This window comes from Sinorhizobium fredii USDA 257, assembly GCF_000265205.3.
GTDB classification, from domain to species: Bacteria; Pseudomonadota; Alphaproteobacteria; order Rhizobiales; family Rhizobiaceae; genus Sinorhizobium; species Sinorhizobium fredii_B.
Genome location: NC_018000.1, coordinates 1,876,368 through 1,890,806, shown reverse-complemented (window position 1 = coordinate 1,890,806; position 14,439 = coordinate 1,876,368). Strand labels below are relative to the sequence as shown.

10 protein-coding genes and 1 pseudogene are annotated in these 14,439 nt (G+C 59.8%); 8 read left to right on the top strand and 3 right to left on the bottom strand.

The features are described 5' to 3' along the window. Positions 1 to 504: 504 nt before the first annotated feature. The 3 genes from USDA257_RS08695 to USDA257_RS08685 all read right to left on the bottom strand — a co-directional run bounded on the left by USDA257_RS08695 (position 505) and on the right by USDA257_RS08685 (position 3,585). On the bottom strand, positions 505 to 1,572 hold the full coding sequence (locus USDA257_RS08695) for a DUF4392 domain-containing protein (protein WP_014762557.1): 1,068 nt from the start codon (positions 1,570 to 1,572) through the stop codon (positions 505 to 507). Between the two features lies 1 nt (position 1,573). Then, on the bottom strand, positions 1,574 to 2,587 hold the full coding sequence (locus USDA257_RS08690) for a threonine ammonia-lyase (protein WP_014762556.1): 1,014 nt from the start codon (positions 2,585 to 2,587) through the stop codon (positions 1,574 to 1,576). Between the two features lie 104 nt (positions 2,588 to 2,691). Further along, positions 2,692 to 3,585: a LysR family transcriptional regulator gene (locus USDA257_RS08685; protein WP_041414022.1), complete on the bottom strand. Its 894-nt coding sequence runs from the start codon at positions 3,583 to 3,585 to the stop codon at positions 2,692 to 2,694. A 381-nt stretch (positions 3,586 to 3,966) separates the two neighbouring features. On the opposite strand from USDA257_RS08685, the gene USDA257_RS08680 reads away from it, so the two are divergent. From USDA257_RS08680 to USDA257_RS08640, 8 genes and pseudogenes are all read left to right on the top strand, one after another. After that, positions 3,967 to 4,944: a Gfo/Idh/MocA family protein gene (locus tag USDA257_RS08680; protein WP_014762554.1), complete on the top strand. Its 978-nt coding sequence runs from the start codon at positions 3,967 to 3,969 to the stop codon at positions 4,942 to 4,944. A 351-nt stretch (positions 4,945 to 5,295) separates the two neighbouring features. After that, a complete protein-coding gene (locus USDA257_RS08675) occupies positions 5,296 to 6,282 on the top strand; it encodes a LacI family DNA-binding transcriptional regulator (RefSeq protein ID WP_014762553.1) in 987 nt (328 codons plus the stop codon). Positions 6,283 to 6,646: 364 nt separating this feature from the next. Further along, positions 6,647 to 7,633: a LacI family DNA-binding transcriptional regulator gene (locus tag USDA257_RS08665; protein WP_014762552.1), complete on the top strand. Its 987-nt coding sequence runs from the start codon at positions 6,647 to 6,649 to the stop codon at positions 7,631 to 7,633. 196 nt (positions 7,634 to 7,829) lie between these two features. Then, positions 7,830 to 9,367 (top strand): annotated as a pseudogene (locus USDA257_RS08660) (sugar ABC transporter ATP-binding protein). Positions 9,368 to 9,544: 177 nt separating this feature from the next. After that, positions 9,545 to 10,330 (top strand): LamB/YcsF family protein, encoded by a 786-nt coding sequence (locus USDA257_RS08655; protein ID WP_014762549.1) that lies wholly within the window; start codon positions 9,545 to 9,547, stop codon positions 10,328 to 10,330. After that, the gene (locus USDA257_RS08650; protein WP_014762548.1) at positions 10,323 to 11,918 is read left to right on the top strand and encodes a 5-oxoprolinase subunit B/C family protein; all 1,596 of its coding nucleotides are present in this window, start codon (positions 10,323 to 10,325) and stop codon (positions 11,916 to 11,918) included. The genes USDA257_RS08655 and USDA257_RS08650 overlap by 8 nt, the downstream gene beginning before the upstream one ends. Continuing rightward, positions 11,915 to 13,624: an acetyl/propionyl/methylcrotonyl-CoA carboxylase subunit alpha gene (locus USDA257_RS08645; protein ID WP_014762547.1), complete on the top strand. Its 1,710-nt coding sequence runs from the start codon at positions 11,915 to 11,917 to the stop codon at positions 13,622 to 13,624. Before USDA257_RS08650 ends, USDA257_RS08645 begins: the two co-directional genes overlap by 4 nt. Positions 13,625 to 13,743: 119 nt before the next feature. After that, complete coding sequence (locus USDA257_RS08640; RefSeq protein WP_231698930.1) at positions 13,744 to 14,406, top strand: GntR family transcriptional regulator; 663 nt, start codon at positions 13,744 to 13,746, stop codon at positions 14,404 to 14,406. Positions 14,407 to 14,439: the final 33 nt, after the last annotated feature.

Genomic DNA, 14,439 nt, shown 5'->3' with positions numbered 1-14,439 from the left:
CACTTCTAGTCTAAGTCTAGTCCAACCCCGTTAGGTCGGACCTTTGGCAGCGCTCTCTCTTCACTAGCGAATCTCGGCAACAGCTTCGATTTCCACGGCCATGCCCGAGGGAAGCGCGCGCGTCCCCGAGGCAACCCGGACGTGACGGCCTGCCTCCCCCAGAACATTGCACGTCAGATCTGAGGCTGCGTTGAGCACCTTTGCCTGGTCTTCGAAATCATCAGTGCAAGGACTAGGCCCGCGAGTCGGACGAGCCGAACGACCCGATCAACGTCACCGCTGCAGGCGGAGCACAACTGTGCCAGTGTATTCAACGGGCCATCCGTAGGGTCAAATAACCGCCGATGACGCCCCTATAGATTAGCTGACCACCCTTGCGCGGGCCCTGGCCGGCGACCCGATTGGACGAAGGGAAGATAGTTCCCTTGAGGAGGGTTTGCTTCGGGAAGCTCCAGACCGAGACGGGCCAAGCGCGCATCAACGATCCCATACCTACCCCCGTTTTCACTTCAGTTGACGCCAATCGCCGCTATCGCCTTTCCAGCCCACGACCCTGCCGGCGAGGCGCTCAAGCGTGTTGCGCAATGTGGTCACAAGACCTGCCCACTCGGTAGCGGAAATGCCGTCCACTGCCGGTTCCGGCCCCATGAACATGCCGTCGACACCGCCGAACGAAACACATTGTTCTATGCACCTGCGCTCCAGTTCGCCGTCATGGAAGATCGAAGGCTTTTCAAGCAGCGCCGAAAGAGCAGCTATAAGCCCGGTGGCACCCCAATTGGAGACGTTTGAAACGATCAGTTGGTCGGCAGCTGTTGCCGCTGCGACACCGCCCCGTCCCGGGTGGCCGCTGTCGTTAGCCTTCGGTGAGAAGGACTTGAGCTCTTCTGCGATCACGCCCATACCCAATTCGTTTCCCCCATCGCCGATAGCAACAAACGGAACGCCCTTGGACTTCGCACGAAGGAAAAATTGATCAAGATCGGCCACAAGCCCGTCGAGCGGCCGTCCGCCGAGGCCGTGATAAAGGCCACGATCATTTTTTCCTGGGCGCTCAATCGAGAGGACGAGGGATGGTTTGGTTGCATCGAGCAGAGAGTTCGTAATCTCCTGGCAGCCCGCATCGTCTTTCGGCACGCTGCGAATGTAGACCGGTCGAATGAAGTCTACCGACTGGATCACACCGTCTTCGGGGAAGGGAAGGGGAGAAAGGCCGGCCCCCCGGCAAGTCCCGATCATCATTTCGACCCAGTCGTCATCTGTCAGGATGACCGTTTCAACACCCAACCCCAGAAAGAATGCACGGGCGAGGAGCGCGGCGCCCACGGGGCCATCGGTCTCAGGAACACCGGCCCCCTCGGGAAAGCCTGTGGCAATGACAATCGGGCCGCCATAGTCTCGCACCCGGTCGCAAATCAGTTTGGCAGCCATCATGCAAGCCGGGCCCGGTTGGCGCTTTTGAAGCGCGTCATAAATCCTGCCGATCAGCCCGACGCCCGTGAGATCAAGCGTCATGAAATTTTCGATGGTTTGCGCGATTTTTTCGCCCTTAGGGCTGTGTAGGTCAAGCATGTCATATCCCGGCTTCGGACGAGGTGGTGATATATGCAGCGAACTTCTCAGCATCGACATTGCCGCCGCTGAGTAGGATCGCCGCGGTTTTTCCTGTGATATCGATCTTGCCGGCCAACAGAGCGGCCAGAGCCACCGCGCCCCCCGGTTCGACCACGAGCTTCAATTCACGATACGCGAAGCGGATAGCCTCCTTCACCTCGTCGTCGACAACGGACAGCCCTCCAGCGAGATGCTTTCGGCATATCGGAAATGTCAGTTTCCCTGGAGCAGGAACCAGGAGCGCGTCACAGATCGACGTGCCAAGTGCGGGCGCTTTTCGTGATTCACCGGTAGCAAGCGAAAGAGCCATCCCGTCAAAACCTGCGGCTTCAACGCTATAGATTGTCGCCCGTGGCATGAGAGTGTGGACGCCGCAAGCAGCACCCGAAACCAGCCCGCCGCCGGAACACGAAAATAGCGCAACATCAATTGACATACCCAATTCACCAGCTTGATGGGCGATTTCCGCACCCAGGGTCGCCTGGCCCGTGATGACGTGCGGATCGTCATAGGGCGGCACGATGACAGCACCGCTCCCGGCCGAGATTTGCGCGTCGATTTCTTCGCGATCTTCCTTTGTCTTGTCGTAGAGCCGGACGGTCGCACCGTTTTGTCGGACACCCTCGACCCTCGTCTTGGGAGCGTCGTAAGGCATCAGAACAGTCGCTCTGATTCCAAGCTCTTTGGCTACAAAGGAGATTGCCAATCCGTGGTTGCCTGAGGACCACGTAACAATGCCGCAATCACGCTGCGCCGCGTTAAGCTGCAACGCCCTATTCAGGGCACCGCGAAGCTTGAAGGAGCCGGAACGTTGCAGGTTCTCCGGCTTGATAAGCACACGTGTTCCAACCAGGCGGTTCAGCTCTTGGCTCTCCAGGATCGGCGTACGCACCGCGTATTCCGCAATACGATCCCGAGCCGCTTGGATTGACTCTGCAGTCGGTTCGAAATGGTTGGGAGGCTGAACTGTCACCCGAAGCTCCACAGTCTGTGTACGCTCGAAGACAAGCTCAGCAATGACTTAAAGTAAAATTATAATCCGTGATCGAGCGGCATAAGGAAATCGAATGCGTCCTTTCACTCAGCGTGGGGGTCGTCACTAGCAACCCGCTGCGCGATCGCCGCGAGTTCCTCAAGCATTTCACTACCGAAGCCCAACGGGTAGAACGCGTAAAATTTTAAAGGCGGGAGCTCTATTTCGCTTGGAACAGGCTGAAGAATCTTGTCGTCCCTTGCCGCGCCGAGCGTTCCCTCTGCAACAAGTGCGACGCCTATGCCGTCGAGCGCCAGTTTCTCGATTGTCGAGATTGATGAGTTCGCGAAGATCCGAGGGGGTCGACCGGTTTTTTGGAATACCAGCTCCCGGAGATAGTCAAACGGGTAGGTATTGCGAGGATAGGTCAAGATAGGGACGGCGGAGGCTTTCTGATATGTGAGCAGTTCGTCTGGGACAAGTCCAGGGATCGCATAGAACCGCAGAGGGTAGTCCTTCAGTTTTACACAGGTGAAACCCTCGAGGACAGCGGGGCCAAGCATCAGGGCGATGTCGATTTCACCCTTTTGCAAGGCAACGCGCATCGACGGCGTGACGTCCACCGTCATGTCGAAGTCCATGTTTGGAAACCGCCGCGAGGCCTGTTCGAGAAATCGCGAAAGCCATGTTTGAACAATAGTCTCCGAAACGCCAAGGCGTATCCTACAGTGAAGGTGTCGGTTGAGTTCAAGATCGCGCTCCATGACGGCGACCTGCCGCAGAAGCAATTCTGCATGGCCGAAGAGAGTGCGTCCGACCCTTGTCAGGGCTATGGGTTTTGCCATTCGATCGAACAAGGGTTCGCCGATGGCTTCCTCCATCGCCCCGACCCGTTGTGAGATTGTCGGCTGAGTGGTGTTGAGCTTCTCTGCTGCCTTGGAGAAGCTGCGCAGGCATCCTGCCCAATAAAAGACTTCCAGGCTTCTAAGACTGAGCATCCTACCTCGACATGATTTCCACCGCGCCGCGAGCGCGGGGCACGTGCCGGACTTCTAAACTGACTACTCAGGAGCCGGTCGGTAGAAGTTACCACAAGGATTGCTCTCTTCAGTGTAAACTGATTGTTATCGTTGACATACACGCAAATTGAATTTTGTATACGTTAACATCATCGTGCGAACACTATGAGTTTCAGACGTGGTGTCAGAAACTGCGGGCTAACGCGCTGCCGGTGAAAAGGAACCTTCGCGCTAGCACGTCACCCGCAGCCGCCACGCGCAGGAACAACGACTCAGTAGGGGAGTGAGAGACAAGGAAATGACAACAAACATCGAAAACTCCTTGGCGTTAACCCGCAATTCCGCTCGGATAAGCACGAAATGAGCGTCGCGATCGGTGTAATTGGAACCGGAGTGATGGGCTCCGAACATACCCGCATTGTGCGCGAGGAGACCAGCGGGGCGCATCTTGCCGCCGTTTGCGATGCTGATGAAGGCCGAGCCCGTGCCGCAGGCGGCGGAAGTAAGGTGTTCACGGAGCCATTCGCCCTGATCAATTCCGATGATGTCCAAGCCATCGTGATCGCCGCACCGGATGCGATGCATGGAAGCCTTGTGCTCGCTTGCATCGAACAAGGTAAGCCGGTGCTGTGTGAAAAGCCGCTCGCACTCACCGCGGCCGAGGCGCTCCAAGTCGTCGAGGCAGAGGTCGCCAAAGGGCGGAGACTGGTTCAAGTTGGTTACATGCGGCGCTTCGATGCGCCTTATGTAGAGATGAAGCGTCTGTGTGAAGAAGGGGAAATTGGAAAACCGGTCATCCTACACAATGTCCATCGCAATCCGGTCGTGCCTGCATGGTTCAGCGGACCTATGTCGGTAACGAATGCCTTTGTCCACGAGATCGACATGAGTAGATGGCTGCTCGGCTCGGAGATGGTGTCGGCACGGGTCCATTCGGGGCCGGTTGGTGACCCGCTGATGATCACAATGCAGACCGACCAGGAGGAAATCGTTTCAACCGAGATCTTCATGAACTGCGGCTACGGTTATCATGTGCATTCGCAACTCGTCGGGCGCAATGGAACCATAGAAACTGCCCTCCCAACTGCCACTGTCAGGAATGTTTCGGGTCAGCACAGCTCGGCCTACCCGGACAATTGGATACCGCGCTTCCGCAATGCCTATGCGACTCAGATGAACGCTTGGGTAAGGTCGGTAAGGAGCGGTGAGCCCAACGACGGTGCTAGCGCATGGGACGGTTACGTCACGACCTCGCTTGCGGAACAGATCGTGGCGGCGCTCGACACTGACACCACAGCGCATCTCACGGTTGAATTGCGTCCCGCATTCTACGGCTAACGTGAATAGCCTCGATGACAAGACCAATCGGCTCACGTGCTCAACTTTGATAGTCGTTGTCGGAGCCTTGCTTCGCTCGCTTTCTGGCCGCGATCGGTCAAAACCAGAAACCTGCCGTGCGTCATAGCGCTGGGTGCAACCAGACGAGAGCGACGAAACACCTCGTCTGTCTCACCCAACGGGTTCGGTAACCGAGGCAGCCGCCTTTCGGATTCATTCTCGAGATACGCGCTGCGAATGTAATCGTTGACGCTAGTCAATCTACTTGATCAAATGCCACGCCGCGATACGGCCCCGATTGGCCTCAAACGTGGCACAGCGAGAAATTTTCTCTTGAATTGAGCGAGTTAGATGAGCAAGCCGCCGACTGTCCACGACGTGGCACGCCTCTCGGGCGTATCGACCGCCACAGTTTCCCGATATTTTACCGGGAAAACGGATGCGATTGCGCCCGAGACCATCGAGAGTGTACGCAATGCCGCTGAGGCTCTCGGATATACGCCATCAGAGATTGGGCGCTCGCTTCGTCTAGCCCGCAGCCGTGTGGTCGTGATGTTGGTCCCCGATGCAACAAATCCATTTACCGCGGACGTTGCCGTGTCAGTCGAACAGGCGCTTAAAGAATTCGGGCTGTCGATGGTGCTGGCAAACGCTTCCGAAAACGCGGAACAGCAGGACCGGCTACTCTCCGATGCGCAAGGTCTGCGGGCGCGGGCAATTGTGCTCCAAGGTGCTATAGATACGCCGCGACTGCGTGACACGGCGTCGCGGCAGGGCAACCTTATCTTTGTTAATCGTCGGCCTGCTCCAGGGATCGTCGCTCCTTACGTGGGCGTCGACAACTTCGCCGCGGGTTTTGCGGTCGGGCGCTACTTCGTTGAGCGCGGCTATGAGAATTGCGTTGCGATCCACGGACCACGCCATTACTCCGGCAGTACTGAGCGCCTTGATGGATTTCTCGCAGGACTCGGGCAGGTGCGTCCGGTCTTCCAATTTGAGAGTGCGTACACAATGGAGGCGGGTTACCGGCAAGGTCAGCTGCTACTCGCTGATCCCAGCCGCCGATATGCGATATTCTGCGGCAACGACATGATTGCCTATGGCGTCCATCGCGCCGCGATGGAGAAGAACATGCGGGTACCTGACGATCTTGTGATCTTCGGCTTCGACGACAATCGATTGAACGAGTGGCTGGCACCTTGGCTCTCCACTGTGAGGGTCCCAGCGTTCGATTTCGGCCCTGCCATCGCGAAGCTCATTCATGAGCCGATCGCCCCGAACGATCCAAATAGGAACGTTATTCTTCCATTTGCGCTGACGATCAGAAAGTCTGCTTAGAAGAGAGCAGGGACTCGCAAAAATTTACCTAGTCGCACCTGATGGGCGTGCGCTTGTGATCCTCAATTGCGCCACGCTGCCGGACTGCCCTGGCCAAAGCCGGTGTCCTCCGTCCTGAATCGCCGTCTAATTTGCTTTGCTTCTCGAAAGGGCGCTCGATGTAATCGTTGACATTGCCGATTTGCCTAGTGTACACGTTTACATCACGGGATTCATCAACTTCAATGTGGCACATTAGCCGGTCGAAGGGCAGAGCAAGGTTGAAAGGTGAAAATTCGCCGAACGAAAAACCCTGCCCGCGATGGAAACTAGGCACGTAAGGTAGGATGATCGCGCACATCCTCGGACATCTGGACAAAATGAAATGGCCAAGCCGCCGACTATCCGCGATGTAGCACGCCTTTCGGGGGTTTCGACCGCCACGGTTTCGCGGTTCTTCACGGGGAAGACGAGCGCGATTGCTCCTGAAACCCTTGAGAGTGTGCGCAGTGCTGCAGAGGAGCTCGGTTACACCCCTTCGGAGATCGGGCGCTCGCTTCGCTTGGCGAACAGCCGGGTGGTGGTGATGCTGGTGCCCGATGCAACCAACCTGTTTACCGCCGATGTTGCAGCGTCGGTCGAGAATGCGCTCAAGGGTATCGGCCTTTCATTGGTGCTCGCGAACACGGCTGAAAACCCTGAAAAGCAGGACCGCCTGCTCGCCGATGCGCAGGGCTTGCGGGCGCGAGCCATCGTTCTGCAAGGTGCGATGGATACGCCGCGGCTGCGTGAGATGGCCGAGCGGCAAAACAACTTGATATTCGTGAATCGCCGGCCCGCGCCCGGCATTGTCGCTCCCTATGTCGGAATTGACAACTTCGCCGCTGGTTTCGCGGTAGGTCGCTATTTCATCGAGCAAGGCTACGAGAACTGTGTAGCAATCCACGGGCCGCGACACTATCCGGGAAGCAGTCGACGCCTTGAGGGCTTTCTCGCAGGTGCCGGCGAAATGCGCCAAGTCCTCCAGTTCGAGTGCGCTTTCACGATGGAGGCCGGCTACCAACGGGGCTCGCTTCTTCTGGCTGACCGCAGCCGTCGGTACGCAGTTTTCTGCGCCAACGACATGATCGCCTACGGTGTTTATCGGGCTGCCATGGAGAAGAACATGCGGATTCCCGATGACCTGATCATTTTTGGCTTCGACGACAATCGTGTGAACGAGTGGCTCGCTCCTTGGCTCACGACCGTCAAGGTTCCGGCATTCGACTTCGGCCCTGCCATTGCGGAGCTGATCAACGAGCCGCACGCAGCGAACGATCACAACCGCAACGTCATTCTGCCGTTTTCGCTGACGATCCGGCAGTCTGCTTAGAGGAACAGCAAGGAGGGGGTGGTCCGTATCAACAGCACGCGGCCGGACACCCAAGTGCAGAGGGGAAAAGAATGAATCAGATCGCCAATGAGTACATCATAAACCAGCCGATCGGTCTCAGGCGGGTATCGACGTTGCGGCGCATCACTTCTGTCAAGTCCAATGCCGAAGGGCGGAGCGTGAAAGGCTAACCAGCATGCTGTCACCATCTACCATAAAGGTCGTTCGCGAAACCGGTGCGCTGCCAAACTCCGAGTATCTCTTGGAGGTCGAAAACGTCCGCAAGGAATTCGCGGGGTCGTTGCGCTCGACAACGTCTCTTTCCGGGTCCGCCGCGGCAGCGTGCATGCGCTCATGGGCGAGAACGGCGCCGGCAAGTCGACATTGATGAAGATCATTGCCGGTATCTACACGCCGGATTCCGGAACGTTTAAGTGGCGCGGCCAGCCGATCCGGCTGAGCAGCCCGCTCGACGCGCTCGACAACGGAATCGCAATGATCCACCAAGAGCTCAACCTCATGGCGCCGATGACCGTCTCGGAGAATATATGGATTCGCCGCGAGCCGAAGAACCGATTCGGATTTATCGACCACGACGAGTTGCGCCGCCGCACGCTGGAGCTCTTCGACCGGCTCGGGATCGATATCGACCCGGACGAGCAGGTGGGTAAGCTCTCGGTCGCCAGTCGACAAATGGTCGAGATCGCAAAGGCGGTTTCCTATGAATCAGACGTCCTGATCATGGACGAGCCTACCTCGACTCTGACCGAGCGTGAGGTCGAGCACCTTTTTCGGATCATCCGAACACTGAGGGAATCGGGAAAGGGGATCATCTACATAACTCACAAGATGAACGAGCTTTTCGAAATCGCTGATGAGGTCTCGATCTTTCGTGACGGCAAGTACATCGCGACTAAAGCCGCCAACGAGGTCACCCGCGACGACGTAATTCGAATGATGGTTGGTCGCGAGCTTTCGCAGATGTTTCCGAAGACACCCGCGCCGATCGGCGAGGTCGTGCTGAGAGCCCGCAATCTCGGACTGGCCGGGGTCTTCGAGGGCATCTCTTTCGACTTGCGGGCCGGCGAGATCCTGGGCATCGCGGGTCTGGTTGGATCGGGTCGCTCCAATATTGCCGAGACGATCTTTGGCGTCACTCCGGCGACCTCGGGTACCATCGAGATTGGTGGCAAGAAGGTGGTTGTGAACTCGCCTGCTGTCGCCATGGAACACGGCATGGCCTTCCTCACTGAGGAACGCAAGGAGTCCGGCTGTTTTCTGCTCCTCAACATCCAGGAGAACATGCAGATGGCGGCTCTGCGCAGCGGCTATGTCCGGCGTGGCTTCGTCGATCAGAAATGCCTATTCCGCGACTGCGCGGCAATGACAAGCGCGCTGCGCGTCAAGACCCCAAACATGGAAGAGTTGATCCTGAATCTTTCCGGCGGCAACCAGCAGAAGGTACTTATTGCCCGCTGGCTGTTGACGAAGCCGCGCATCCTTATTCTCGACGAGCCTACCCGCGGTATCGACGTGGGCGCTAAGGCGGAGATCCATCGCATGATCTCAAATCTTGCCAGTGAAGGTCTAGCGGTGATCATGATTTCTTCGGAGATGCCCGAGATCCTCGGCATGAGTGACCGTGTCATGACGATACGGCAGGGTCGTTTGTCCGGCATCTTGGATCGCGCTGAAGCCGATCAGGTCAAGATCATGGAGCTTGCAGCACAATGATGACGACGCATCCAGGCGCGTTAGCGGCAAAGAAGGCCAAAGCGGGTGATGCGCAGCGATGGGTAATCGGCACTCGTGCAAACCAAAGGTCGGATCCTAACGGACGGCCACGAAACGTCATGAACTCGTGAGCCGCCGTAGGATCGCGCCAAGCAACCACTCGAACAGGCTAAGACAATGGCAGTCATCGATCTTAATAGCGATCTCGGCGAAAGCTTCGGCCCCTGGCCGATGGGTGACGACACCTCGATGCTTGGCATCGTCACCAGTGCTAATATCGCCTGCGGCTTTCATGCAGGCGATCCGGCGGGCATCCTTGCCGTTCTACGCGAGGCCGCGCGGCGCGGCGTCTCGGTCGGCGCCCATATCGGCTATCGAGACTTGGTCGGGTTCGGCCGGCGCAACATGGACCCGTCGAGCGCCGAACTCGTGGGCGACACGATCTACCAGATCGGCGCCCTGCAGGGACTCGCGAAGGCTGCCGGCACCGCAGTCCGCTACGTCAAGCCGCACGGAGCGCTCTACAACACTATCTCCAACGATATTCGCCAAGCCGATGACGTGATCGCCGGAATCAAGGCTGTCGATCCGTCGCTGATTCTGATGGCGCTCGCTGGGGCCCCGATCGTCGAGCGTGCCCGCGCGGCCGGGTTGACGGTCGTGTGCGAAGCCTTCGCCGATCGTTCCTACAATGCCGACGGCACCCTTGTCAGCCGCCGGCTGCCCGGTGCGGTCATTCACGATGCGGAGCTCGTCGCAGACCGGATGCTGGGCATGGTGAGCGAGCGTCGGATTTCCGCCATCGATGGCACGGAGATCGTCATCGAAGCCCAATCCATCTGCATCCACGGCGACACGCCCTCCGCAGTTGCACTCGCCCGCAGCTTGCGCGACAGGCTCATCGAAAATGGTGTCGAGCTGAAGCCCTTCGCCGGGTTGATCCAGGTTGCCGCCAATGGCTGACCGCCTACGATTTCTGCCCGCCGGCGCTGATGCTCTCCTGGTCGAATTGGACGACCTGGAAACGACGTTGACGTTGCTCGACCGTTTGTTGGCCGCCGGACCGGAGGAGGTGAAGGAGCTCGTTCCGGCCGCACGCACCGTGATGATCCGCTTCGATCCGCTCGCCACGAATCGTCCCGCGATCGAGGAATTCGTTGCGCGAATCGATCTATCGATGCGGAGCGCGCGGCAGGGCGAGACGTTCGACATCCCTGTGACTTACGACGGCGAGGACCTCGGCGACGTTGCCGAACTCCTCGGCTGGTCGGTGGAAGAGCTCATCCGCCGCCACACAGAGGCGACCTATACCGTAGCCTTCACCGGCTTCGCGCCCGGCTTCGCCTACATGACCTGTGATGATCCCGCGTTCGACGTGCCGCGCCGCAAGGCCCCGCGGGTGCGCATTCCGGCCGGCTCCGTGGCGATCGCCGGCAAGTTCGGTGGCATCTACCCCACTGACAGCCCCGGCGGTTGGCAGCTGCTCGGCAAAACACCCGTGCGCATGTGGGATACAGCCCGCCCCCGGGCGGCGCTGCTTGCCCCCGGCGATCGCGTGCGTTTTCGCGACATGGCCAAGGGCGCCCTCGTGCCGGCCTCCGTGCCAGAACCGCAGGCGGACGCCGCGCCGCCGGCAGAGGGGTTGCGCGTCATCCGCGCGGACCGACCGGCTCTTTATCAGGACCTCGGGCGTCCGGGGAGGGCAGATCAGGGAGTTTCGGAATCCGGCGCACTCGACCGCGCCGCGCTACGCGAAGCTAACCTTTGCGTCGGCAACCCGCGTGACGCCGCGGCGATCGAGGTAACTTTCGGCGGCTTCGCGCTCAGGGCCGACCGACCAGTCACGCTCGCGTTAACGGGCGCGCCGTGCCCGCTTGAGATACGCACGGCCGGCGGCCGCGCGGTCTCCGCCCCCTTCGCTCGCCCGTTCGCGCTCGATGCCGGCGACGAGCTAACGCTCGGCGTGCCAAGCGAAGGGATGCGCAGCTATCTGGCACTGCGCGGTGGCTTCCTTGTCGAGCCTGTTCTCGGTTCAGCCTCGACCGACACGCTAGCGAAGATCGGGCCACCGGCGATTGCGATGGACGATGTGCTCGTTCCAGCGAACGGTCCGGCATGCGCCGTCGACCCGCACCGGCCCGAACCGAAACACCTGCCGCGCGCGGAGGAGAGCGTGTCTCTTGACGTAGTGCTCGGCCCGCGAACCGACTGGTTTACGGACAAAGGCGTGCAGACATTTCTCTCGCAGGATTGGGAGGTCACTGCCGAATCGAGCCGCGTCGGCGTGCGCCTCTCGGGGTGCGCAGCGCTTGAACGACGCGACGCGGCGGAGCTTCCATCCGAAGGCACGGCGCTCGGCTCGATACAGGTGCCACACAGCGGCCAGCCAGTGCTCTTCCTTGCCGACCACCCCCTGACCGGCGGCTATCCGGTGATCGGCGTGGTGGCAACCCATCACCTTGACCTGGCTGGCCAGATCCCAATCGGCGCGCGCATCCGTTTCAATCCGATCGCCGCCTTCGACCCGCATGTGAAGGATACCGACCGATGAAAAAGTTGCTCATCGCCAATCGCGGTGAAATCGCCATCCGCATCGCCCGGGCCGCGCGCGATTACGGCGTCGCCTCGGTCGCCATTTATTCAGATGCCGATGCGGCATCGCTCCATGCCGAGGTCGCCGACGAGGCCTACGGCCTCGGTCCCGGCCGCCCGGCGGAGACTTATCTCAACATCGAAAAGATCCTCGAAATTGCCCGCCGCGCCGGCGCCGACGCGGTTCATCCCGGTTACGGCTTCCTGTCGGAGCGCGCGGAATTCGCGCGAGCAGTCATCGACGCGGGCCTCACCTGGGTAGGGCCTGCACCCGAAGTCATAACAGCGCTCGGCGACAAGGTCGAAGCTCGCCGGATCGCTGCCAAGGTCGGGGCGCCGCTCGTCAAAGGTTCGGACGGTCCGCTCGCTTCGGCTGCCGAGGCGGTCGACTTCGCCAAGCAAGCCGGTCTGCCGCTCGCCATCAAGGCGGCTTTTGGCGGCGGCGGCCGCGGCATGAAGGTGGCCTGGCGGCTGGAAGAGGTCGGCGAACTGTTCGATTCAGCCGTGCGCGAGGCGAAGGAGGCCTTTGGACGCGGTGAATGCTATGCGGAGCAATTCCTCGACCGCCCTCGTCACATCGAGGCGCAGGTCATCGCCGACAGCCACGGCAATACGGTCGTCCTCGGTACGCGCGACTGCTCGCTGCAGCGCCGCAACCAGAAGCTCGTGGAAGAGGCTCCGGCCCCCTTCATCACCGCGGAACAGCGAGCGCGCATCCACGACGCCGCCCGCGGCATCTGCGTGGAAGCCGGCTATACGGGGGCAGGGACGGTGGAATTCCTGCTGTCCCAAGACGGCGTGATCTCGTTTCTCGAGGTAAACACCCGTCTCCAGGTCGAGCATCCGGTGACCGAGGAGACAACCGGTGTAGACATCGTGATCGAGCAGTTGCGCATCGCCGACGGCCTTCCGCTTACGCTCACGGACACACCCGAGCCGCGCGGCCATGCCTTCGAGTTCCGCATTAATGCCGAGGATCCCGGGCGAGGGTTCCTGCCGACTCCGGGCTTCATCACCCGCTTCCGCGCCCCTGCAGGGCCTGGCGTGCGCATTGATGCTGGCGTCGAGACCGGATCTGAAATCCCCGGCCTCTACGATTCCATGATGGCAAAGCTGATCGTCACGGGCGCCAACCGCGAGGAAGCGCTTATCCGGGCTCGAAGGGCGCTGGCCGAATTCCGTGTCGAGGGGGTCGCCTCCGTGCTGCCCTTCCACAGGGCGGTGCTGGATGAGCGCGATTTCACCGGCGAGGATGGCTTCCGCGTCTTCACCAACTGGATCGAGACGGAGTTTCACGGTTTGGCCCCTTCTCCCCGCGTCGATCCAGCAGAAAGTGGGCTCATACGCAGTTTCATCGAGATCGATGGAAAGCGGCACACCATCGGCCTTCCGGCTGCACTTTTTTCCGGTCTGGGCGCCCCACAGCTCGTGCAGCAGGCGGCACCGTCTGTAAGCGACGGCGGCGTCACCGCCCCGATCCCTGGCACGTTGCAGCAATGGTTGGTCGGTGACGGGGCGGAAGTGGCGGAAGGCGACGCTGTCGCCGTTATCGAAGCGATGAAGATGGAAACCCGCATTCTTGCACCGAAGACGGGCCGCATTCGCGTCAAGGCCGAAGCCGGCTCGGTCGTCAGCCTCGGTGCGGAACTGGCGACCATCGGCTGATGCTCCAGTAGAGCAAGTCCAGCAGCCACCTGATGGCGAACTCGTGTGGGGAGCCTATGACAGCAGTGGAAGAAAACGTTCAGCCGCTTACTGCAAAGGTAGCGGCACGGATGAGGACAATGCTGATCGAGGGCCGATTTGCCGCAGGCGAGAAGCTCTCCGAGCAGCAGATTGCCACCGAGCTCGAGATTTCGCGCAATACGCTTAGGGAGGTGTTCCGGCTGCTGACCAGCCAAGGCCTACTCACGCATATTCCCAATCGCGGCGTCTTCGTTGCCGCTCCGGACGAATCTATGGTGATGGACATCTATCGCGTGCGCGGCGCTATACAAAGGGCTGCAGTCCAGGCTTCAACTCCGGGCCATCCAGCGCTGGCGTGCATGGGTGCGCTCGCGGACGAGGCTGACGCCGCCAGAAAGAGCGGCGACTGGGAGCGCGTGGGGGCGATCAATTTTCAATTCCACCGGGCGATGGTGGAGCTATGCGATAGCCCGAAACTGAGCGTGTATTTCGATCTGGTTTTGGCTGAACTCCGATTGGTATTTCATCAATTGGAAGACACGGCCCATCTGCATCAACTCTCCATCGAGAGGAACGCCTCCCTCATCGCGTTGCTCCAAGCGGAACACATAACGGAAGCGGTGCGTCAACTGGAGGCGTACCTTCTCAAGTCGGAAAGAGCAGTTCTCGCAGCCTTGCAGCGCAGGAAGAGCGGCAAGAAGAGCGAAAGAGCTTGCATTGGCTCTATCGGTCATTCTTCCACACGGACTGCGCAATCATGACTCCTCGGCAACATAAAACTTGTATGCGCCGCA